Origin of the sequence: Enterococcus sp. CR-Ec1 (assembly GCF_002850555.1) — a bacterium.
Taxonomy (GTDB): domain Bacteria; phylum Bacillota; class Bacilli; order Lactobacillales; family Enterococcaceae; genus Enterococcus_D; species Enterococcus_D entomosocium.
In genome coordinates, this window is record NZ_CP025223.1 from 2,941,328 (window position 1) to 2,965,540 (window position 24,213).

Genomic DNA, 24,213 nt, shown 5'->3' on the forward strand with positions numbered 1-24,213 from the left:
CTCTCCTATTCCTGTATCTTATTTTTTATATTCGGTTGCAGATTCCATTCTAGATCTCCACCATATGAACCAGCTTTTGCATCAGCTGAGAGTTCAACACTTGTTGATAATGATAAATCTTTTATGAGTGATTGTTTATCATTCTTATATACAATCACACTATTATCTGAAATAAACTGATTATTTATCTTCAGTTGATAATGTTGCTGATATTGATTGAAATTAGGTGACTTAACAATCACTTGCCAGCCATTATCAATCCCTCTATAATCTGTGACACTTGTTTGGATGTCATCAATTTGAATAGACTGTTTTTGTCCACTTAATTTTGTAGAAAAACTCACATCATTTGGTACAGACATAGAAAATTCACCAGAAATAATTTCTCCACTAACTGTAGATGTGACATTTGATTCCGCATGACTAACAAGTGTTTGATTAAAGCTACCGATGATACCAAGAAGCATAATAGTGACTAATTTATTTATTTTCATTATTATTCCTCCTTCTTTTCATCAGGATCACTAACAAGGAAACAACAACTAATAGTATTCCCACAATAGAAATTCCCCATTTAATTGTTTCTCCTGTTTGAGGTAGCTTTGAAAATAAATATCCTTTTGAATAATTATCTTTTTTAACCTCTGATTCAGACTGATTATTATCCTCTAAATCATTTTTCGAAGGTGGCTTTAAGGTATTGGCACCTAGTTCATCCGTATCTGTGGTTTCATCTGGTTGAACCAATGTACCCGTCACTTTTGAATGAACTTCTTCAGCATAGGCAGTTGATATATTGCCAAAAAATAATAAGGTACACATCATTAAAAATGTGATGGCACTCATTTTTTTCATTATTCTTCAACCCCCTTAGTAGACGGGCTCAATGTCCATTCTAATATCGCTTTATCTTTTCTAATTGATTTAATAGATGAATAATCAACATAGATAAATTTATCTTCTGTCAGATCATTCGTAATATTTTTACTAGATGATCCAGAATCAATCAGGACTGAGCCTTCTTTAAAGGATTGATCTTTATATTTTAAATAATTAGTAAAATCTTGATTAGAACTTCCAGTCAGCTTAGCCGTGAGATCCCATTTTCTATTGCCCTCATTTTTTATCGATACTTCTGATTTTTTATCCCAATAAAGTTTTTTTATTTTACCAAGTACGGCATGACCAAAAGAAGATTCTTTAGGTACTGATAATGATAATTCTTTTTCTTTTACATCAACATACTTGTTCCACTTTACTGTTTTACCTGAAGCGTTTTTTAAACCATACCAAACATTGTATCTACCAGGTTTACTTGTATCTACTGGTTTATTAGAGTCTAATGGCCAACACATAGATTCAGCAAAGTCTAAGGAATTCCCATCTTTATCTGTCGCACTTTTAAAAGCATCTTCAGGATTATATTTGTCACCAACAAAATAAGTAAGATTCTTTGCATCTATACTTGTTTTATCCTCTTTGATTGTAACTTTAAATGATGAATCTGAATTTTTAACTTTTCCTTTAAAGGTGTACTTAAAAGTGTACTCATTGGGATCGTTAGTATTTACTTCCGTGCCATTGGTATCAATACGACTATCTGACCATGGGACATCTTTACCATCTTCATCTGTCGCACTGACAAAATTGTCTTTTCTAGTCCAATTTTGTCCAGTATAAATAATAATATCTTTTGTAGTAATACTTGATTTATCTGCTTTTACTTCTACTTTATAATTTGATGTCTTTGTTTTTGTTTCGCCATTCAGTGAATAAGTGTAAGTCAATATCTGATTGTAAATTTTTGGAACCTTCATATCTACTGTATCTCCAGATACTTTCAAGTTTGGATCATTCCATTTTAAAGGATTCCCATTAACATCTGTGGCACTTACAAAATTATCAGCTTCTGGATTATATATCTGTCCTTGATATAAAGATGAATCTTTAACTACTACGCTCGTTTTATCTGGATTAGCTTTAAATTTAAGTGTAGTAGTAGCCTCATGTTTATAATCATCCAATTGATCAACTACTTTTACTCGGATACTTTGATCATTCTTAGCATTCACATCCAATTTATCAATCCATGTATAAGTTAATGTACCACCAGTCATTGTGTTTGAACTAGTAACATATTCTTCTGGTGTAGATGGCGCTTTAGTCGGCATATCAAAACTAATTTTTTTAGGTGTCGCTTGAACTTCTGGTGAATCTTCCAGTGAGATATGATCAAGTATATTGATGTCACCTTTATTCAGCTGCCAATTTTCTTCTAATCTTTCGTAGTATAAATTAACCATTTTATTTTCCAACGGATGGCTATATCTATTATCTTTTACATCAACAAATATTGGAACCTGTTGAGGACCTATTGATATTATGTCTTCCATAGCTGATTGATAATAAAATGTCCCTTGAGAATTTAGAGGTACATACATAGGTAACTTTTCAGTATCAGAAACATTTTGGTTTCTAACTCTTTCTACTCTTATTTTTTGATTAGATATCACCTTGAATTTCAAAGCCCCATTAGACGACATCCCTTCTGTTCCAACAGGAATAGATACTGTAGTTTGATCATAGCCTGCCCCAATTACAGTAATTTCCTGAGTAGGCATTATGGATTCTAAGATTTTATAGGCTTTAACAAATGTATAATCAACCTTTTTTGCTACGTATGCTTTACCTATGTCAATATCTACATAATTACCTTTTAGGTATCCTACTTCAACATTTGTTAATTTTTTCAATCCCTCTCTAACGATATTACCCAATTCTTTTTTTGATTTTTCTATTAACGCCTCTTCTACATCACTTTCATATTTTGGCGAAACCCATTTATCTCCACGTGATTTACTTGCTATTTCTCCAGTTTCAAGTTCATTATTTGGATCATTTACATCTATTTCCGACTGATCTGCAAAGTTCGATGCTGATAAATCTGTCTTCTGGCTGTCTACTTCAGGCAAAGTCGAGACCGATTCAACAAATTCATTTTTATTAGAATTATTCATTTGTTCTCTAGTATCTGATTCAGACTGAATATTATCAATAGAATCTCTTTTTAAATGTATATTTGATTCATTTGAAACTGAGACATTTGTGTCTATTGTTTTTGTATTTTCATCTGGTTGAAACGGGCTATTTGGCATTGTAGGCGTCAAAGTTGCCAATACAACATTGCTAATTAAAAAGATAGCGTATTTTTTCATATAACATAACCTCCTAGGACAGAATAACAAAATGCGTGGACGATATACGCCTAGTGAATTTCTGTTGTATTTTTAATCTTCCTATGTTAATAATTATTTATACTACATGCGAGAGGGGATTATATGAAAAGCATATTATCTAAAAAAGATTATTTGGAATTACAAATTTTAGAATATTTATTTAAAAATACACACACAGATGTCTCATTATTATCCGAAACTCTTTCTATAGATACGCGCACAATTAGAAGTTGTTTACTCACAATAAACTCCAAATATTCCCCAATTAGCATCTTAAATAATAATAATTTTATAGAATTAAAAATTCCTCATAATTATTCAATTCGATATATTTACTCAACTATTCTTCAAAACAGTTTGGAATTTAAAATCATTGAATTATGTTTCTTTGAACCTAAAATTAGTTTATCAAAATTAGAAAAAACTTTATTTATCAGCAAATCTACTTTAAAAAGAAAATTAAAAAAAATAAACGATGCATTATCTACAGAAAATTTTTCACTTAGTTTAACGACATTACGATTAGTTGGAGAATCTAATGCTATTCAAAATTTTATAACTCATTATATCTATGATGCCTATTTACAAAAAAGTGAAGCTTTCAAAAGAAATGAATACTCATTAATAAAAAAAGCCATTACATTATATGCACAGGTGCGAAACATAGAAATAAATGAACCAGATTTAGATAAAGCAACTGTCATCATTTTAGTTCACTTCTACTTAAAAAAAAATAGTGGAATATTGCAAAAAAGCAAGAATACTCCTAAATTAGATATCCTTTTAGAGCGTCAAATCAAATATCTCTTTTTCCCTAACTCAAATTTTTTTAATCTCTACTCTGCATTAAAAATTTTACAAGAAAAACTTCTATTTACTACCTACGATAAATTACTTCTTGAAATTGAACAAAATATTGAGTTGAAAATTGTTTACGAAAATTTCAATAATGTAATTAACAATGTATGTTCTGCTTTTTCAATTAATCATCCTGCTAATATGGAGAAGTTACTACTTGATTTGTGTACAGTTTACAACTTGAATTTCGGAAAACCCTTTATTCTTTATGATAAATACGACTTATTCGTCAAACAAATGAGTCACAATCATTCCAATTTAATTTTATTCATTCAAAATCAGTTTAATAGTTATTTTAAAAACATTGAGGAACATTCTATTAACTCTTTTACCTATATATTAGTTACCCATTGGAAGGAATTGATCAATTACATCGAACAAAATAAAACTAAAATTACTATCGCATTAATTTATGACACAGATATTGAACATATTGATATGTTAGAAGCTGATATTTCCACTCACTTACATCATCATTGTATTATTCAAAAAGAATCAATACACTTCTTACATTCACCACATCATTTATATAATAAAAAATATGATTTAATAATAACTAATGTTCCTGGGATAGATATTTCGGAAATTAAAGTTCTCTGCTTACCTATCTACCCCAGTCTATCGGACTGGATTGATCTTGGAGTAATTTACAAAGAAATCACTCAAAATAAGTTAATTCCTTAATGAAAAAGTGTACTTATCCTTCTTTTTAAAGGTTGTATAACCCTAAAGAAAATGCTCATTTATAAATCTAAAAAAGGTCAGGATATTAGATTTTACTAGTAATTATCCAATTTTCTACTTTTTCTAAAAAAAGCTTATATTGAAAAGTCTGTGTTGTTTTTGTTAAGGAATCAAGATATTTTACTGAAACTTCAACAGAAATTTTCCCCTTACTCCGATAATAGTTAGAAGATGATACCTCTAAAAACTCATATTTCTTATTCGTAGCCTTTAATGAACTATCCTTAACATAGTAAGACAGTTCTTTTTCATTGGCCTTGGGATAAAGTTTAAAGAATGTTTTTAAAAATGAGTCTATTTCTTCTGTAGTCTTGTCATTCACTGTTCCATCGCTATCACTAGCTGTTGGTTTATAGTTTGATTTAACAGGAATAGAATTAGCAGTTGGATTTTTAACAATGACCATATTTTCTTTATCATCCAAATGAATAGTAAGACTATAATCAGAATCAATCGTTTGCTTTTTATCCTGTTCAGTAATCATTTGTCTCACAGTAAATAATACATCAAAGTTGTTCTTATCAATTGACTCAATATCCCAAAACTGAATGGATTCAACTGTAGAATTTGTAGGAATATCAGTCCTCACCATATCTGCATTTAGGACTTGTAACTCTTCTGTAAGATAATCTTTTAATTTTTCAGTTCGTTGATCTAATGCTTTTTGATTATGTTCCCAAGAATAGAAAGCCGTAATGAAGTTTCGACTGAAGCTTTCGATTTTATTGGTATCAATGACTCGTTGTTCAATGACTTCTTTTTCATGCGTTGTATGTTGATCGATGGCTGTAAAGTTTTTATAGACTCCAAAAGCAATACTTGTTAGAAGTAAAATCCATAGTGCCGTTGTCGTTTTTTTGTGCGTTCCTACTTTTATTGTAGGAACTTTTTTAACTTTGTTTCTTTTTTCTTTTCTCTCTAGTTTGATTTTCATGAATGTGATTCCTTTCTTTTATTTAGTAATGATTCTTCCTGCACCAATCAGATGTTGTTGCCAATAGGATGAGGTAAGGTCACCATAACCAATTGGATCTCCTGCGTGATACATTTGAGTTGGAGATACGACGATGCCAACATGTGTCACATAATCTGATGTATCGTAGGTTGAGTGGAAGAAAACTAAGTCCCCAGCTTTTGCTTCAGTTAATGGAATATGTTGTGTGGCGTCATACTGTGCTTGAGCGATTCTAGGAAGGGTTATACCTGCTTTTCCAAAACACCATAACGTTAATCCGCTACAATCAAAACTTGTCTCAGGGCTGGCTCCACCAAAGACGTAAGGATAGCCCTGATACTTCAACGCTTCATCCATGATTGCTTGGACAGTTTTATTATCAAATTCAGTCACTGTTAGATATTGAGAAACTAATTTCACATAAAATTGATTTCCATAGTTGTATCGCCATCCACCATTAATAGGGAGGGCAATTGGATTGGGATAACTCACTTTAGTACCACCTGATTTTTCTTTTGAGAAGTTTTCTGCTAGCTCATAAGAATACTTCTTTCCATGAGTAGCAACGTATTGAAGAAAGCCACCGCCATAATTATAGGATTGAATGACTGAATCAATATCACAGCCTAAGGCATTGGAAGATTTCAAAAGTTCGCTAAAGTACTTACAGCCTTGTTTAATTGATTCTTCAGTAGATAAAGTATTTGGAGGAAGTCCTAAAGACTCACTACTTTGCATCACATCTTGTCCTTTCCCACCAGATTCTACTTGCATAATCGCAAGAATATAGCGAACATATTTTGAGATATCATATTCCTTGCAGTATTTCTCAACGGTATTCTTATGAGAAAGAACTTCCTTTGAAACAGACAATCCACCTATATCAGAAGAGTCTTGAGCACTACTGTCATCATCTGAGAAAAAAAGGGTGACGCAAAAAATTAAGCCAAATAGGATCATAAATAAACTACCAAGTAGTAGAGTAAACTTTAGTTTCATTAGCTTCATTTTTTAGAACCTCGATTTTTGGGTTGCCTTCTTTCCTGTGTCGTGTTCCTAGGGGCTTGATTATCTTTTGATTGTTTAGGGTGAGGATTCTTATTTTTAACTGGTTTATTTTCACGGTTGATTGGTGTAGTCAATGCATTCATTATTTCAGATTTTGAATAAGGCTTGATAGTATATTTTGTAAGCGGGCGTTGATGATCTGGCGTTTTTGAATTTGTTTTATTTTGAGTTTTAGGTGAACTAGTTTTACGATTTGTTTTTACTTGTTCCATTTCTAATCGTTTTTGTGCAATTGTTTGTCTATGCTGACGTTTTTTTTCAGTCGTTCGTCTTGATTTTTTTGTGGTGTATTTTTAGTTGTATCAGAAAAGTTTTGAATGCCTTCTTTTAAGTTGACTTTCTTTTTATGAATCGCATATTTAGCTTGTGTCGGTAAATCTTTTGTTTGCTCTTTTAGTAGTTTGGTTTTATCACTTGCTCGTTGTTTTATATCTAACACATTGCCTGTTGTTTTTCCAAGTCGTTCTGATAATGTTTGCTTCGGTTTAATAGGTGAAGGAACATTATTCTGTCTGTCGTGAGTTTGAGGTACGGATTTGTTATTAGCTGCTGCTTTCTTTTTAGAAGGGTAATTTTCTGAAGTAAGACTTTTACTGAGTTGCCGTTGGATTTTTCTTGTTTGGCGATTGACTAAGCGTTTAGGTTTACGGAAAATTTGTTTTCCAACACCTTGAGAATCGCTGCTTTGTAATGCAAACAGACTCATCAAGTCACCTAGTTTTAAATAGATACCAGCGAACGTCACAATCTGTAAGAAGGCCGTCATAAAGAAGGGTGAACTTGCGGACAATGAATACAACATCGTAGAAATACTAAAAGCAACGGTAATAATCAATGTAATACCAGCTCGGGTCATGATGACATTAAAGAGTTTCATAACAGCTCTTTTACTAGTACTTTGAAAACTAGGAATCATACTTAGTAGAAAACTAATTGGTAAAAACATTGCGTAGACAATAAAGAGGACTTGAGAAAAGATCATAATACCTGTTAGCAGAAAGATAAAAATAGAAATGCCGATGTTAAAGAAAAATAAGAAGAAGACCGTCCCCAGTCGATTAATGGCTTTGGTAATACTCAAATTGTTGTTTTTCTTATTCTCAATCTCATCTTTGACAGTCGTTTCTCTATCTTTTCCGTCATTAAGTGTTGGACTAACGGAAAGCAGTTTTTCAACACGAGATTCTCCTAGCGATTCAATATCGGAATCATCGTATTGTAAAAGAAGCCAAGGCTGTTGCACTTGGATAGAGAATAAACTATCTCGTATTAAATCGACACTGTCTTTTCCTTTAGAATCAGAATTAGGCAAAATAATCTTTGTACCAATATCCAAACTGGCTTTGCTTACATCAGTAGAAAATTCATTAATCTTTTGAATGTAATCGGGTGCATAAGCGATAAAGGAAGCAGATAAAATAAAGACGATGAAAAAGTTGACAACGGCTTGAACTGCTTTTGTAGTTTCGCGCTTTAATAGTCCTGTATAAGCGACATAGATACCCAAAATTAAAACTAGAATCAATAGAAAGCCCACATAGAATCCAGAACTAGAAAACCCATGCTTCGTAATTCCTGCAATGGTTTGCATGTTTTGACCAATTGCATCGGTTGTTTGAGAAATGAAATCTAACTTGTAGGCTTCTTGAATCAAGTAACCTGTCGCATTCGAAAGGTAAAGAGAAATAGTCCAAATGAAATTAGTAATGGCATAAAGACCATACGTGACTTGTTTTCCAATCCCATCGCCCCAGTTCCAAGGTAACCAGCCCCATGAATTATCGACATAAAAATCTAGTTGGTAATTATCAAGCGGGTATTTTGAATACACATTACTGGAATTAATGGTATCGTCTACTAGTCCAGCAGCTTCTACAAAGGTTCCTAGAAAAATTAGCGAAAGTAAAACAATCCCAACCAGTAGAAGTAGAGATAAAATAATTTTCTTTAAAGACAATTTGTGTTTCATCAGGACACCTCTTTTCTCACGGGCGGTCTTGTATCAAAAGCATGAAGCAACTCTTCAAAAATGGGATGAAATTGAATCACACCTACACGTCCATATAAATCTGAAAGGAGACATTGACCATTTTCTAAATCTCTTAATCGTTTTTGATTGCCTTCATCTTCTTTATCAATACCAAAGAATTCCAGTGTCTTTTTAATTTCATTAATATCTGTAGAACGAAAAGCAAATTTTAAACCGAGATTATTTTTTAATTTTTCATCCAGTAAGTCATCCGCATTTTGCGTAACAAAATAGACCCCTGCATTCATGGCTCGTCCAGCACGGACTAGCTTCATTGAAAGGGTCTTTCCTTGTGCTACTTGAAGAAAACTCCAGGCTTCATCTAGGTCAACAATTTTAAAGATAGAGCGGTCAGAGTGAATAAAGTCTAAAGCAAAGGTACTAATAACAATTAGCATGGCAACACTTAGTAATTCCATTGTCGTATATTCTTCAAAGCCAGTTTCAGCATCTGGAAGAACTAAATCGGCAACTTGAATGATATTCAATTTCTTATCTAAACTAATAGACTGTTCAACAGTTCCGTCACTAAACAATAAGTGGGCAAAATCATAGTCGGTAAAAGATTCAATGTGATCGGCTATATGGTTACTGATAACTGTATCTTCTTTTCGTAACTCATCCAGAACAAGTAAGAGTCCACGCGTTTTACTTTTGGTAACACGACGAATCGCTTTTCGTAAGACTGGAAATTTTTCACCATCCCGACTAGATATTCCTGTTAAAAACGTCAAAATATCTATCGCTAGGCTTTCACTATCTTTAGGGCGTTTTAAAATGACATACGGATCAAGTAATCCTTTATTGGTCTCTTCACTTGTCAGGTTCACAATATTAATCTCATGCGCAATATCTGGTAACTTTTCTTTCCATTTACCTCGTTCTGCTTTAGGATCAACAATGACAGCTTGCCCACCAAATAAAACAGCATAATAAACAAGCATATTATTACTAAAGGATTTCCCACCACCCAAAGAGCCAATGAAAGCTGAAGCCAAGGCATTCGTAACAGAGCCTTTTACACCTTGACTGGCTAAACTAGGTTTCAGGTAAACGTTTCTTCCGGTATCTAAGTTGTATCCTACATAGATACCTTCTGTTTCTCCTAGCATTTGAGTCGCACCAAAACCTAATCCAGCAAGAAAATCAGAGGTAACATATTGGATATAGTCGTTTATATACCGTTTGGAAGCTGGAATAAATTCACCATGTAACCCAATCATATCGCCAAAAGGTCGAACCAATTTGATACTAAAATCATCATAGAAATCTTTGACTTCATTGCAGCGACGTTTTAATTCATCTGGATTACTTGCGGAGACACGGACAACATAGCTTAGTTTGTACATAGACTCTTTTGTTTGATCTAAGGTACTTTCAAGTTCATCTACAGAATCTAAAGCATCTGCGACGTTTGAGCTCGTCTCATTATTACTTTCAAACGCATGATTGTCTAAATCTTTGAGTTCTTTCTTTTTGTTCCGTACAGTAGAAAGAGCTTTTTATTGGTGACGATTTCTACGTTCATAGAAGTGTCAATAGGGAAGGAAAATTGTTGTTGCTGGTAATAAAAGATTTCGCTGTTTGGAAAACATAATTCACCAATAACAGAATTGATTGTAAAATAAGCAGCGTAGGTTGTCTCATCTTCGTTTTCAATTTTCAAGTAGCGTTGATTTTCTTCGATTAAGCAGCGGGTTGGTTTTAAAAGGTCATACCGCTTTACCAAGGTTTCTTTCTTTAGTTTTTTAGTTGGTAGGTGATAAGAGTATTCTTCATACGGCGTTCCCGTTTGTCCATAAATGTGTTCAATGATATAGCCAAAATCATCTTTTGATGCGAGACGAATCTTAAAGCGTTTTGAAATTTTGTTTTCAAGAAGGTGTTCCATTTTTGAAAAACGATCAATTTCATCATTACTCATAGAAACAAAATCTCCCATAAGCTTATGATTTACATCATGAAAAAAGTCTTGTAAAGAAAGCCAAAACTCGTTGGATATATTCTTAACAGTCACTTCTTGATCATTGAGAGATAATTTAAAGCCAATAAAAAAACGATAGTCAACTTGATTGTCTCCAATCATTTCAACTAACGCTTCGGTTTGTTCGTCTATTTTTTTAGTTGCGACTTCTTTTAATTTACCAGTGATTTCATTTTTAGATCGCTTCTGTGTGGCTCGAATACTGGATTCGGTACTAAGCTGCAAGGCATGAATTTTTCCATCTCGATTTTGAGCAATCAATTGACGGAAGCTATCGTGTACTTGAAACTTTTCTTCAGGACTTAGGAAACTGTAATTATAAGGTATCAATTCATAGTAGGCAAAACATTCCCCATCATGATTGAATACCAGGTTATTTTCAATATATTTAATCGGATACTTCATAAAGTTCACTCCTTACAATTGTAATGGATTCATTTAGTTTTTGAGATTTCAATTTTATGGGCTTGTAGGCATATGTTAGTTTAGAGCGTAAAAAATAGGTTAGGATGGATTTTAAGAATCCATAAGGTTTCTTTCCATCGAATGTCTTTTGGCTCATAAACCATGTAAAGGCAACAGGTAAGCCTAGATATTTTAGAAACGCCCCATCATCAATGAAGGACAAAGGTGGCATATGACTAAATAGAATGACAAAAAGAATAGATACCACGAACCATGTTATTTGGGTGAATGTAATAGGAAATGGGAGTTGAAAGTCATTGATTGCATAAATAACTTTTTCGATATTCCAGATGCTAGTGTAGCTTTTTATTTTTTTCAATATATCAAATCCTTTAATAAGTATCCAAAAAATGGGCCATTCTAAATAAGACAAATATGCATCTTATTTAGGAATAGCCCATTTTCTAAATATTTTTTTTTAAGATCTCTTTATAATAAAATTGTGCAAGAAGTTTTGAACGTTCTTTTAACTTATCTATATCAAACTGTGGATACTTTTGGATGAAATCTTTCACTTGTTTGTACTTAGAATTATTATAAATTTCTATTTTTTCAGTGTAATTTAAATTATCAGCTTCATTATTTAAAACTTCTTCTAGACAAATTAAGTTGCCTATAGATAAAGTTTCTGGAATGTTAGCATCTTCATTAATAATATGTTCAATGGAAGAATCATCCCAAAAAAAATCTCTTCTCGAAATGTGTTGGCTTATTTTATTTAAGACATATTTTGTTAAATTATTACTAGAAACTCTTTCTTTTGTGAAAGTAAGAAGTATGAAATTTTCTTCAAATTCTTCATATTTTGGCAATTTATCCTCGAAAACGCCATACAAAAATTCCTTAAGAATTTTATTTGTCTGATCCTTACTTGAAGTTTTTCTTAATTCAATTGCTAATTTTGAAAATCTTGACTCATACATATTAGCAGGTTTTTTTGCAATTGCTGTATATGCAAAAGTAAAGTTCTCAATAAATTGAACTGCATCTTTAAAGCTAGCAGTTGAAATCTTATTACTTTCTTTGATATCAAACAATGCTAATAATGCAATTCTAGTTTGTACTATACCAAAACTATTTTGAAAGGAATTCAAACTTTGAACAAGCCATTTATACTCTTTTCTATTTTTATAATCTTCTAATCTCGGACTTAAAATTTGTACATATTTTTTAGCCGCACTATTAAGATCATTTATAAAATTCATATAAGTATCTACATTTTTAGGAGATATTGATAACTTGAAAGAATCATATAGCTTAACATTAGTTACTTTAGCATATTTAGATATCCAATAGTGTCTATAAAATGTTGCTAAACCTATTGAATTATCTCTATTACGTAGCTGATTCTTAGTATCCTCCCATAATTTTTCTGCAAGACCTACTGATCCATTTTCATCTCCATGCAATTTTTCAAAAATTACATTTTTTATTAAATCTATGCTAGCTAAATTTTTACCTTTGGCATTGAGTATTTCAAAAATCATATAAGCACTGTCTTTGTCTGGAGTAACTATTGCAATAAGCATAGAAGAAAGCATTTGATCTCTAATTCCAACTAATATTTTCACGTATTCTATTAATTTAAGTTTTGGAAAATCCTTTTTTATTCTTTCTTCAGAAATAACATAACTAAAATAATCATAAGTTAACTTAATATTTTCTTCTTCTTCAGTGTTTACATTAGGAGCATTTTCCTTATTTCTAGATTGTATAAAACAATCAAAATAAGGAAAGGAAGTAGCGCTCACTAAATGACAGATGGGTTCATTGTTATCGTCTACATCTTTAATGTATTTAAAAGTTGCAGATGCTAATCCTTCTTCTTTTTCTTTTTCCAATTTTTCAGCAATCACTGATAGCAAAATTGTCATAACAGTCAATCTTTGTTGTCCATCAACAACATCAATTTTATTTTCTCTTTGTCCCCCAGAGAATACCATAGTACCAATAAAATATATACTGTTTTCGAGTTCACTACCATTCACAGAAATTCCACTTAAAATATCCTCTAAAAATCTACTATAGAACGGTTTATCCCAAGAATAATCTCTTTGAAAAATGGGAATATTAAAAGTGGGATATGTTTTAAATAACGTTTTTACATCCATATCTTTTGGATCAAAATTCATAATGCCCCTCCTCATTTACAATTACTTCTCTTACATTATACCAAAAATACTATTTAAATTCTTAGGAAACTAATATTGCAAATTATAATTTTTTCGATTTCATTTTATTGAATCAGTTCAAAAACACCATGTGACGTTATTAAAAAACTTCTTTCAAGTTCCATATCTCGTCCCAGAGCTTGGTAATCAATGTAGTTTTGTAAATTACTTGGAACCTCACCAAGGCTTCCAGTTTCTTCTACATAGTAACGAGCTACATCCTCCATACTGTCACAATCCGGATAACAAATGATATCATCTTTATTTTCTATTAATTCTTCAATATCATTAAACCAGTAATTCATAAATTCTGAGATGTTGTCATAAAATTCTGTTCCTTCTAGTTCTTCAATTAATGCGCATTTTCGATTGATTTCTGATATTGATGTATATTCACCAACATCAAATGGAAGCTCATAATCGTGGATGGCGTATTCTTCATATTCATCATTTAATCCAATTCGTTCTTTGACAGTATCAAAATCAATAGGGGGAGTGAACCAGTCGCCGACTAGCTCACCCTCATTGTATTTGCCAAGATTGGCTATATAAACTTGCATTTCCATTGTATGAATTCCTCCTAGGCACCAATAATTTTATTAAAAATGTTCAATAGTACATCTTTGACACCACCGGCATTAAATACCAATCCAACTGCAATCAGTGCAATGATTAAAAATCCAATGAGTTTTGAAAATTCACGTTTAAAACCTAAATAAATTCCAATCACAACAATGGCCATTAAAACGAGCGATTGCGCATTGGATAGAAACCAGGTATATAAATTTTGTCCAAAGTTCATAATGATGTTTTGCTCCTTCCATTTAAATAATTTGTTCTGTTCGATAAATAGATACGCACACGTTCTAGCAATTTAGCAGGCGTTAAATGTTTTCCATAAAGTTGTAACACTATTAGAGCGATACTTATGAAAAGTCTGTTTGTAAAAGGTGTATCGATAGTAAATATCGTTTGGTTTCTTGTAACCTTCAATGACTAAAGAACTGTATTTTCCTGTATCTAACATATATAGTTCATTTTCTTTGAAACAAAAAAATCCAAGTAGTTTTAATACTTTCGTTAGACGATTCATAAAATGACGTCCTCCGTACTATAAGATTGTTGTTCTACTATTTTTTCATGCCGCTCATTTAAGCGAGCTTCACGAATGAGTTCATCCACAATATCCGTTTTATTTAAGGTATCCAACATTTTTGCTACTTTTAATGTCGGGGCAACTTGATGCCGTAACCAATTTAACGTTCGTTCAAACGAGTAAGGTTCAGGTTCTGTTGTTAATCTTAGCTCTCTACGATCTTTTCCTATAAACCATTCCCAACGTTCATTGGTTTCCCAATCTGTTCGCCGCTTTGTTTCGTCTTTATCTACAAAGCGTAAATAGCGGTTAATGATATCGAAGGCTGTTTTCTCAGCATTGTTAAAAGCTAGTAAATACTGAACGGCATGTATGGCTCTATCATTTTTTAAACGAATTTCAAAACGATTTTTGATATCTGCTACTTCAATAGGGACATCATTTTTGACATATTGTTCATAGTCTTTTTCGTAGATACAAAAATAGACTTCACTTTTCAGTGAGCCTATATATAAGGTGTTTCCCATATCTGCTTTTTCATCACGATGAACCAATTCTCCAGAACGATAATTTTTAAAGCTACGAAAAACTGAAATACATTCTTCTTGTTTACATTTTTTGGTGAGTTCTGGAATATCTAAGATGCCAACTTTGTCATTAATTGCTAAATCCAGTCGTTTGAAAACTGCTTTTTCTTCTAAGCAAGTCCGAAAAAAATCAAACCAGCTACGATGTTGAGCCAACAAAAAGCTTTCGAATTGACGGCAACCTTTTCCTTTGAGTTCAAGTAGTGTACCTTTCGTAATATCATAAGAAATCATGACGACAATATCACCAAAACGAAAATGTTCTTGATAGCCGTAAAAAGCAAAATCTTCATGAAGCATATAATCTATGTTGATTCGTAAAATATGTTCAATTACATGATCCACCTTGTCGGTGGGAAATCGAATTCGGACATAATCGAAAAGCATCTCTAAAGGATTATCTGGATTAAAACGTTCTAAAGCACGATTTAGAGTTTCTTTTAGCTTAAGTGTAGGTATTGCTTTTCCAGTTTCAATCTCACTTATATAGGAACGAGTAATGCCAGAGGCTAGAGCGAGCTTGTTTTGTGAGAGACCATAAGTTAATCGTTTATTTTTTAGTTCTTTTCTCCAAGTTTCATTTGTGTTCAATGGCAAACCTCCAATAAAAAATACAGATGTAAACTTTTAGTGCTTAGTTTACATCTGCATAGTATTTTCAAAAGCCTTGTGAGTAAGGGCTTTAGGATATTTTAGGAACTGTTTCCAGTTGCTTTTGTGCCCCCCTGTTAGGTATAGGGGGCTGAATCTGTTGGTGTGGCTTGCGCCACACCAACAACAAGCTAGTCTGTATCTGCATCTTTCGCTTCGCACGATGCAGCCACAGCCTGCTTGTGTTGATTGAGCTCTTGAATAGCTTCTAAAAATCGTGCTCTTTTGGAACAAGAGGGGTATAAAACTCACTAATGACACTTGCTCCAACATCTACATAGCCACGACCTTTGATAGTTTTTAAGAAAAAGTCTTTATCATTCTCGCCGAACATCATGTTATAGCCAAGTTCTGACATTCTGCCTAAAGTTACTCTGAAATTAAAGTTATCACGTATGCCATCCCCTAAATATTTTGCATCAGGTCTTTGGCAAGCCAAAATCAAGAAAAAACCAGATTGCCGTCCTAACATTACGATTTGTTTCAATTTACTCATCACTTCGATACTGTCACGTCCAATCATTTCCATGAAAGAAGTATACTCATCGAAAACTAAAAAGTGAGCAGGTAAATTTAAATAGGCGTAGTTTTTGCCTGTTTTATATCCATCCATTAATTTCATGTTTTCATTTCGTAGCATCATTTCATCATAAAATTGGTTTAGGCAGTCGATCATGTCTTCTTTCTTATAATAGACATTTGGCATAACCGTTTCTAAGTCAGCCAAGTCAGCATTCTTTGGATCAAGCACATAAATAGTCGCATTGGTTTGAAGAAGGGCTTCAATAATCGTTAGGATGAAATAAGTTTTTCCTCCTCCGGTTCCGCCAGCAATTAACATATGAGGTAGGGAATCATAAGACCACCAAAGGTTATCCATTAATTTAAGTTGTCCATTTTGAGCTTGAACATCATCAATTGTAATCCGACTGTTAATCGTATCGTAAAGAAGAATGTATTCCACATAAGAGTCTTTAAGAATTTTATCCGTAAGTTCACAATATAGTCCTGTTTCTAATTTTTTTTCCAATCTTAAAAGCTGATCTTGGTATTTGCCCATTGTGATTTCTACGTGAATATGAATTAATCCATCTTTTAACCGATAATAAACCTTAGGAAAATAACGGAGTTTTTCTTTCGCTTTACTACTACCTAAGTCTTTAAAAAAGCTGTCTGCTTGTACTTGTTCGGATTCATACCAGCCATTTTCTAGAATCATTCGTGCTAATTTTTGACGGTGCTGAAATTGTTTAATATGGTCAATTCGGTAGTGATAGTAAAGATAAGTTGCTAAAAGGCAAACAAAAAGAGCAGTGAAGAGACTGCTCATTAAATAGGGTATATTTAATTGGATGTTTGCATCTATAAGCTTTATATTTTTCCAGTTCATTTGAATAAGTTGTTTATGGTAGAACAACAAAAGAATAGAAAGGAAAAGAGGTAGTAGTGTAGCGAGAGTGAAATGATAAAGGAGATTTTTATCATTCGCTCTAATTCGTTTTCCACGATAAGTTCAGTTCATTTTGAGAGTCTCCCTTCATTAAAGAGTAAATTTTTGTGAGGTATATGCATGACAATTTTTATCAAAGGATGGTTGGGGAAGGCTTTCGTATTTTCGATAAGCAATTCGCTTTTCAAATCGAAGTTCATTTTCTTTTGGGTAATTACCTCTCATATATTTTGGTGAGCATTTCAAGAGTTTTTCAGCATCCTATGTTAAAGGATAAAGATAACGAAACATACGGCCATTAATCTTTTCAATGCCTTTATATTCACAAAAATCGTGAGTTAACCAATTTCTTTTAAATACACCATCAAACTGAGCGTTTTCTTCCAACAAAATTCGTGCACTTCGAGGATGGATTTTTTCGGAAGTTATACTATGACGATAAACACTTGTCTTGAAGTAACCGCCATAATAAAAATTAGCAGCTTGATAAACATAGCCACATTTTCCTTCAATCCCATCAGCTAACGTATATAAAAAGAGGCAGGCTGTATTCTCTTTAAGCCACTTAACAAGAGTGGAAAGAGCTAGACTGCCAAAGTAGTTCGTTTGATTCATTTTGGGGAGAAAGCACATTTTCCCAATTTCTAAATAATCCTTTGTAACTAAATTCTGTTTAGGAAAAAGTTTTCGAATCGTTTGTAGTGGCTGAGTTCCCCAACCAAGCTCTATTACACCTAACAATTCCTTTTCACAATAGATTCCTAGAAAGTATTTGCACAATCTAGGAATCACTTTTGAATAGTGGTAGTTCCGAATAAAAGATATTGCCTGTTCTCTAGGAATAGGTTCTATCACGAGCGATTTAGAAATCATCTAATCATACTTCTTATTTCCCGTTAGTAGGTTCTTTTTTTGACATTTGCACTTTTTCCTTTAGTTTAATATTATCGGCTTTAATATACCAGTCTACATCTGCGCCTTGGTAAGTGGCATTAGCGACTGTATCTGCAATTGGATTCATTAATTCCACTTCTGCGTTGTACTCAAATTCTTTTAGTGGAACAGAAGCAGGGATACTTACTTGAATCATACGACCTTGACCGGTTGATTTTAAATCGTAAGTGCGCTCTTTGATATCGTTTGAAGCAGTTCCGTCTTCATTTTGGATACGAACTTCTCGACGCAATGCCGAAAATTTTAATTTACCAAATGTTTCTTCTTTTTCAATGACAATTCCTTCAGCTAATCTCATAATTTTTCCTCCTATAATTTCACAATATCATCTGCGTGCATGATGTAATTTGTGAATCCTCTCGTTCCAATTTTGTATCCTTCAGCTGTGATTTTTGGATTCACAAGCTTCACTTTATCGTCTACTTCAAAATGCTTTTCACCAGCATCAGCAGGTAAAATGACTTCAATATCATCTGCACGTTGAATCGTTGAGTAAAGATTATAACTGCGAGAGAGTACAGTCGGTTTTCCATTGATTCGTCTTTGTTCGACTGTTCCTTCACCAGCATATTCTAGCTGACCAAATGTTTTTTCCATGTTTGGGATAATGTGTTTTAATTCCATTTTTAGTTACCTCTTTCTTTTAGTTGATTTAAATTCGTTTGGTTTTAATAGTCTGTTGTTGGTGAGCGGATAAGATTCATACTTAGCCTCCTAGAAGATATAAAAAACACAAGAATCTTTTAGAAAGTAGATTCTTGTGTTTAGTCGTTAGTTTCTTTTGATTTTTTTACTTTCTTTGCGCCAATAAAAGCTAATGCGCTCAGAGACAAGGCAATCCCAATGCCAAGTAGAAGAGGACTACGTGATTCTCCTGTTTGTGGTAATGGATTTGTTTCTGTTCTTTTATTTGTCATTTCACATTTCACCACTTTTCCATGTTCTTTGATTTCAAATTTTATTGGTGTTTCATCTAATTGGTAGCCTTGTGGCGCACCAAATTCTTGGAAATAATAGATTCCTTTTGGTAACTCTTTAAAGGTGAAGATTCCTTTTTCATCGGTTTTCCCTTCAATAATACAGTTTTTATTTTCATCAAGAATTCTAATATTTGTGTTCGGAAGAATTTCACCAGTAGAAACATCTTTCTTCGTTAATTCAGCACTTCCTTTTATTAAGTCATTTTTGATTTCTAATAGAATAGGGATTTCTTCATTTTCAGAAAGCTGTTCTCCTATAGTTTTTCCGTCAGTATCGGTTGCTTTAATGCCTTCTTTAGTAGAAGTTATTTGAATAATTGAATCAACAGGGAGGTAATGGTCGGAAGAAGGGAACTTTTCTTTCAGATAGAACGTCCCTACAGGAATGTTTGAAAAAGTACCTATGGATTCTTTGTCGATAGAAACGGTTTGTAAAACTTTTCCATCTTCATCTTCAAGTGTAAATTTAGCACCTGTTCCTAGACCGTCATAATTAAATTCATAACCGTTTTTATTTTTAAATGTCGCTTGTTCATTGATTTTTTTGATACGGAATTCATTAAAATGTAGTTTGTTTAAAATGGGAATAGCTGAACCTTCTTCAGTTGGGGACTCGTAGATCGTAATTTCTTTCAGAGGATCATTGTCTTCAGCTTTAAAACTAAAAGGGTGCTTATTTGGATTTAAGTCGTGATTAGTACCTGAATCTAGTTCTTTAAAGTAATAGTTGCCTTCTGGATACTGAAGCTCATCCAGCGTTAAAAGACCTTCTTTGACCGTTCCATAATTAATTAAAGAGTCTTGAGGTAGTTCTTGATCAGCAAACGCCATGGATTGGTCGGTGTACAAACCAAATACTTTATCATTTGCTTCTTGGACATCAAGAATAGGGAGGTTTTCTTTCCAATCTTTGATGATCTCTTCAGATTTGTGAAGGGTTAATTTTATTTTTTGAAATTCATTGGTAGCGGATAAGGATTCAGAGACCAATTCAATTGTTTGCCCTTGATAAGTGAATTCAAAAGGAATCGGAGTGGAATCAATAATGAATCCATCTGGTGCAGATTTTTCAATAGCTTGGTATTTACCATGGTAGAGAAGAGGCATGTCAATTAATTCTCCATCATCACCAGTTACAACAGTAGCAACCGTGTCTCCTTTCTTAGCATGAGTAGTGCTGCCTACTTTGATGTCTTCCGTCGCTTGAATATCGTAGGTTACACCTGCAAGAGGTTGATAATCAAATTTGAATTCATATAAATCACCGTATTCTGCTTCTTTCTTTTCAATTCCTACAGGTACTTTTCCTTTTTTTATTAGAGATAATTGTCCTTTTTGAGGTTTATTATCTAAAGTAACTTCAATCGTTTTGTTTGGTTCCACCACCACTTTTTTTAGTTCGCCTTGATTGAAGAAACCATCTGGTGCAGTCACTTCACTAATCATGACGGTTGTACCTTGGGTAATATCATTTATTTGAGCGAGTCCATTGGAATCTGTAATAACCTCTTTAGTTTGATTATTGTACTCAAATTTCAATTTAGCATTTGGTAGAGGTTTTCCAGTATCTTTATCGATTTTCTTTACTTTGATATTGCCATTCAGTTTGACTTTGACATTTAGATTGAATTCACCCGCATTGGAGAGTTTAAAGGTAGCAACTTTTTGTTCATTAGGCTTTGCATAAACAAAGCTTTGACCCACTGAATTGGAATCAGCAATACTATATTTAATGTTTCCAGATTCCTTAGAATCTTTGGTAGCAGTCAATGTTAATTTATTACCATTCTTCTCAATTTTAAGGTTAGCGGAATTATTAAGTTGCTTAACATATTTGGATAAGACATTGTTTTTATCTTCTAAAGTAACAGACTCATCAACTTTTAGATTGATGGTTTGGTTATTAAAAGTTGGTTTAATGTTATGATTTTTGACTTGATATAATATTTCATTTTTTCGATTCTCAAAATTGGGTATATTTGTGGTTAGCAATTCATCACCAAATTCAAGCCAAACTAAGTTTTGAGTAATCCCATAATTATCAATAGTGGGGTTTATTTGGTAACCATAGTACGAGATTAATGAAAGTCGTTCCTTTTCTGCGATAGTTAGTTCTGATGGGGTGAATCCAGAACCACCAGTAAGAAGTGTTCCATGTTCAATGCAAAATGCAGGTTGATTATCTGCTTTAATCATATGAATGCCGTCATCAGTCCAGTGTAAGCCACCTAATGACTTAACATGCCAAGTAGAAATATAGTTCGCAACTTTTTCATAATTGACAGTAGCTGCGAATGTGGTAATAGGGGAAATAAAAAAAGCGATTAGGACTGTTAGTAAACTAGACAGCTTAATCGCTTTGGTTCTTTGTTTATTCATTTTTTGTCTCCTTTATTTTATTAAAAATTTTATTTTTAAACAAAAAAATAGGCGCTCACTAAGATACACCTACTTTTTATTTAAAGAATAATATTGTATCTATATAAATTAAGTCTCAATAGATACTTCAACAGATTGCTCAATTTCTATTTGTGTTACGATTGGTGTATAAAGATCAGTATCTATCTCAGGTGTCTCTATTGAGACTATAAGTGAATACCTTATTTTTTCATTGGACTTTCCTAAATAGCCACGCTCTCTCCACCATCCAATTACAGGATATACAGCCACATAATTAGTATCACAAAAATTTATCGCCATATCTTCACAAAAATCTGAATGAATTGATCCGACATCTCTATTTCCAGGTCCCAAATACCAATTTCTTTTAGTACCATCACCACTATCTTTTCTATCATCTCCACGCATTTTAACATTCACTCTTTTTTTGAAATCTTCTAATGTTTCATCACTATTGATAACATCAAATCTTAATCCACAAGATGGATAACGATATTTATCTTTCCAGCCAATCTCACCTGGTCCAGGTTCGATAAAGTATGATAATGTCACTTTAAGCTTAGCATCGATTTCGCCTAATGATTGAAGAACATCTTTAGGCCAAGGGATTTTATGAATATGCATATCATTCATTTTTCCAGACTTAAATGGCTGTAATTCAGATTGAATGACAAGATTTACGGAATTATTAGCACATTCAATTGCTTTTTCTAAATTAGGAATTCCATATCCACATGTACGTAACAACTGCTTTATTCCAACTGTCTTTCTATCATCAGTTCGGAATTGATTAATCATTTTATTAGTCCAATTTGCAGAATGTACTAGTAAGGCCCGAGTAGTTTCTGGCCAAATATCAGGATACTCATTATGAATTTGACTTGCCATCCATGAAGCTTGTGCAGTAGCTGAACTTGTTCCCCAGGTAGTAGTTAACGGTTTAGTCAGAAAATCTTTACTAGTCGTCAAAAGTGATAAATCTTCGCACTCTGAAAAATCATCTCCATTAGTTACCATATTTCCACCGTCTAATAATATCTCTGGTTTGATTGGCCACTTATCATTCCATAATTTAGATGTAGAACTATATGGGGATAATTCTCCCACATCTGCAATTGCTTTACAGCCATTATAGTCAGAAGAAGATATTCTAACGTCATTAGAATATGCACCTACAGTGATAGCATTCCATGATTGACCTGGATTTTCTATGCTATGAAGAATGTTGACATCTGGATATGGCGAGCTATTTAATTCTATCGGATGTACATTTCCACCACTAATGAAGAATAAACGTTTCTCTCCATCTCCATTCACTCCAGATGTTATACTATCAATAGCAGCTGACCAAGATGTAGGACTACCATCATCAGTATTATAATTGGGTGCTGTTACAGCCATGCATAATGTTCTGACTGCCTTAGGATTTGTGATTTCTGAAAGAAAAACAGCCTGTTCAGTAATAGCCCCATATAATTCTGGAGAATTTTCTCCTCTAGGAGGTAAAATTTTTACTGATTCTATTTTATGATTAATTGTAACTTGATGACTATCACTCATTTTTTCCTTAAGGTTATAGTACAAAGCGACCCCAGCCATTTCTGTTCCATGACCATCGTGGTCATCAGAGTTCCAAGCACTATTGACAGCCTGAATTGAAGCAGAATCGACAATTGCCGGAAATAAAAGTGGATGCTCTGAATTTAGACCTGTGTCTAGTAAGCAAACTGTTATATTTTGATCTGTAAAATCTGTTCGTGTTAATAATTCATCAACCCACTCTTGTTGATCTGATCCTGATAAATCATAAAAAAAACTTGTTTGTTCAGGAGCCCTACGAAATTCTGCTATATATTCGCAAATATTAATTAAATTTGTTAATTGTGATTTTTTAGCAAAAATCAGTTTTACAATTCGTTCTGGGAAAGTTAAAATTTGCTCATCAACTTCAATTTTTAATGTCTCACAGCATTGAATCAAACTGTTCATCGCTTGATTTTCATTTGACGTTATTTGAGAATTTTTCGACTTTTTAACATCATATCTAATCCACACTTCACACCATCTTGCTTCGTCACCAGGCATATCCTCTATTTTTCCAGTCCAAAATGAGTCAAGCATGGCTAAAGAAATATCTTCAATGCTGCTAATTAAATCATTGTTTTTTGGATTTCCACTCTCCTTAGATACTTCAGTGGCATATGCCTTAACTTTATTTAAAAAATGTGCCTCTTTTCCATCAGGTATATAAACGGTGGCTTTAACCTGTTTTGTTCCCATATTTTCTTTCACGTTTAAAAGACGTATACCTTGTCTTCGATCTTCAAGACTCTTTACGGACATTTCATGACCAAGAGAACCTGAAAATTCCAGATATACGCCATTTTTATATCTTATTGCAGCAGCTTGCTTCTGAGTTTTTGATCGTTCATAACTATCATTTAGTTTACTTTGTATAAAGTTTGCATGTGCATTAACATCTTTTCTTACTGGATAGTTGGGCTGGATTGGCATAGAGCGCCCTGAATAACCTAAAGATGTTTCAGTATTACGTAAAAAAATATTTCGTTTATCAACAGTCAAAA

General features: G+C 33.0%; 16 protein-coding genes and 4 pseudogenes. 1 reads left to right on the top strand and 19 read right to left on the bottom strand.

The window, feature by feature from the left end; genetic code table 11:
- Positions 1 to 5: 5 nt before the first annotated feature.
- Genes CXM95_RS14035 through CXM95_RS14045 form a run of 3 tightly spaced genes read right to left on the bottom strand, consistent with a single transcriptional unit; the run spans position 6 to position 3,215 of the window.
- A complete protein-coding gene (locus CXM95_RS14035) occupies positions 6 to 494 on the bottom strand; it encodes a hypothetical protein (RefSeq protein ID WP_101699288.1) in 489 nt (162 codons plus the stop codon).
- A complete protein-coding gene (locus tag CXM95_RS14040) occupies positions 481 to 855 on the bottom strand; it encodes an LPXTG cell wall anchor domain-containing protein (protein ID WP_101699289.1) in 375 nt (124 codons plus the stop codon). The genes CXM95_RS14035 and CXM95_RS14040 overlap by 14 nt, the downstream gene beginning before the upstream one ends.
- Entirely contained in the window at positions 855 to 3,215 is a 2,361-nt protein-coding gene (locus tag CXM95_RS14045; RefSeq protein ID WP_101699290.1) for a bacterial Ig-like domain-containing protein, read from the bottom strand. Before CXM95_RS14045 ends, CXM95_RS14040 begins: the two co-directional genes overlap by 1 nt.
- 123 nt (positions 3,216 to 3,338) lie before the next feature.
- Here CXM95_RS14045 and CXM95_RS14050 point away from each other — a divergent pair, with 123 nt between their 5' ends.
- Positions 3,339 to 4,778, top strand: a complete 1,440-nt coding sequence (locus CXM95_RS14050; RefSeq protein WP_101699291.1) for a helix-turn-helix domain-containing protein — start codon at positions 3,339 to 3,341, stop codon at positions 4,776 to 4,778.
- Positions 4,779 to 4,863: 85 nt separating this feature from the next.
- Here the strand turns inward: CXM95_RS14050 and CXM95_RS14055 are convergent, their stop codons facing one another.
- The 16 genes and pseudogenes from CXM95_RS14055 to CXM95_RS14130 all read right to left on the bottom strand — a co-directional run bounded on the left by CXM95_RS14055 (position 4,864) and on the right by CXM95_RS14130 (position 24,211).
- The gene (locus CXM95_RS14055; RefSeq protein ID WP_101699292.1) at positions 4,864 to 5,772 is read right to left on the bottom strand and encodes a conjugal transfer protein; all 909 of its coding nucleotides are present in this window, start codon (positions 5,770 to 5,772) and stop codon (positions 4,864 to 4,866) included.
- A gap of 18 nt (positions 5,773 to 5,790) precedes the next feature.
- Positions 5,791 to 6,792: a bifunctional lytic transglycosylase/C40 family peptidase gene (locus tag CXM95_RS14060; protein WP_101699597.1), complete on the bottom strand. Its 1,002-nt coding sequence runs from the start codon at positions 6,790 to 6,792 to the stop codon at positions 5,791 to 5,793.
- 5 nt (positions 6,793 to 6,797) lie between these two features.
- Positions 6,798 to 7,073 carry a hypothetical protein gene (locus tag CXM95_RS19205; RefSeq protein WP_442778492.1) on the bottom strand — a complete coding sequence of 92 codons (276 nt, stop codon included), beginning with the start codon at positions 7,071 to 7,073 and terminating at the stop codon, positions 6,798 to 6,800.
- 373 nt (positions 7,074 to 7,446) lie between these two features.
- Positions 7,447 to 8,830 (bottom strand): annotated as a pseudogene (locus CXM95_RS14065) (CD3337/EF1877 family mobilome membrane protein); the annotation flags it as partial.
- Positions 8,830 to 11,279: pseudogene (locus CXM95_RS14070) on the bottom strand (ATP-binding protein). The pseudogenes CXM95_RS14065 and CXM95_RS14070, both read right to left, overlap by 1 nt.
- Positions 11,263 to 11,658, bottom strand: a complete 396-nt coding sequence (locus CXM95_RS14075) for a conjugal transfer protein (RefSeq protein WP_101699598.1) — start codon at positions 11,656 to 11,658, stop codon at positions 11,263 to 11,265. The pseudogene CXM95_RS14070 and the gene CXM95_RS14075 overlap by 17 nt, the downstream one beginning before the upstream one ends.
- A gap of 85 nt (positions 11,659 to 11,743) precedes the next feature.
- Complete coding sequence (locus CXM95_RS14080) at positions 11,744 to 13,471, bottom strand: DUF262 domain-containing protein (protein WP_158297432.1); 1,728 nt, start codon at positions 13,469 to 13,471, stop codon at positions 11,744 to 11,746.
- Positions 13,472 to 13,575: 104 nt separating this feature from the next.
- Complete coding sequence (locus CXM95_RS14085) at positions 13,576 to 14,076, bottom strand: antirestriction protein ArdA (protein WP_101699294.1); 501 nt, start codon at positions 14,074 to 14,076, stop codon at positions 13,576 to 13,578.
- A gap of 14 nt (positions 14,077 to 14,090) precedes the next feature.
- A complete protein-coding gene (locus CXM95_RS14090; RefSeq protein WP_010709716.1) occupies positions 14,091 to 14,312 on the bottom strand; it encodes a hypothetical protein in 222 nt (73 codons plus the stop codon).
- Between the two features lie 287 nt (positions 14,313 to 14,599).
- On the bottom strand, positions 14,600 to 15,799 hold the full coding sequence (gene mobT, locus CXM95_RS14100) for a MobT family relaxase (protein WP_199559951.1): 1,200 nt from the start codon (positions 15,797 to 15,799) through the stop codon (positions 14,600 to 14,602).
- Positions 15,800 to 15,975: 176 nt separating this feature from the next.
- Positions 15,976 to 17,339 (bottom strand): annotated as a pseudogene (locus CXM95_RS14105) (FtsK/SpoIIIE domain-containing protein).
- A gap of 45 nt (positions 17,340 to 17,384) precedes the next feature.
- Positions 17,385 to 18,167: pseudogene (locus tag CXM95_RS14110) on the bottom strand (Mom family adenine methylcarbamoylation protein).
- Positions 18,168 to 18,180: 13 nt separating this feature from the next.
- Entirely contained in the window at positions 18,181 to 18,549 is a 369-nt protein-coding gene (locus CXM95_RS14115) for a YdcP family protein (RefSeq protein WP_442778493.1), read from the bottom strand.
- Between the two features lie 8 nt (positions 18,550 to 18,557).
- Positions 18,558 to 18,872, bottom strand: a complete 315-nt coding sequence (locus CXM95_RS14120; RefSeq protein WP_010818500.1) for a YdcP family protein — start codon at positions 18,870 to 18,872, stop codon at positions 18,558 to 18,560.
- Between the two features lie 140 nt (positions 18,873 to 19,012).
- Entirely contained in the window at positions 19,013 to 21,607 is a 2,595-nt protein-coding gene (locus CXM95_RS14125; RefSeq protein WP_101699297.1) for an LPXTG cell wall anchor domain-containing protein, read from the bottom strand.
- Positions 21,608 to 21,715: 108 nt separating this feature from the next.
- The gene (locus CXM95_RS14130) at positions 21,716 to 24,211 is read right to left on the bottom strand and encodes a S8 family peptidase (RefSeq protein ID WP_233499058.1); all 2,496 of its coding nucleotides are present in this window, start codon (positions 24,209 to 24,211) and stop codon (positions 21,716 to 21,718) included.
- Positions 24,212 to 24,213: the final 2 nt, after the last annotated feature.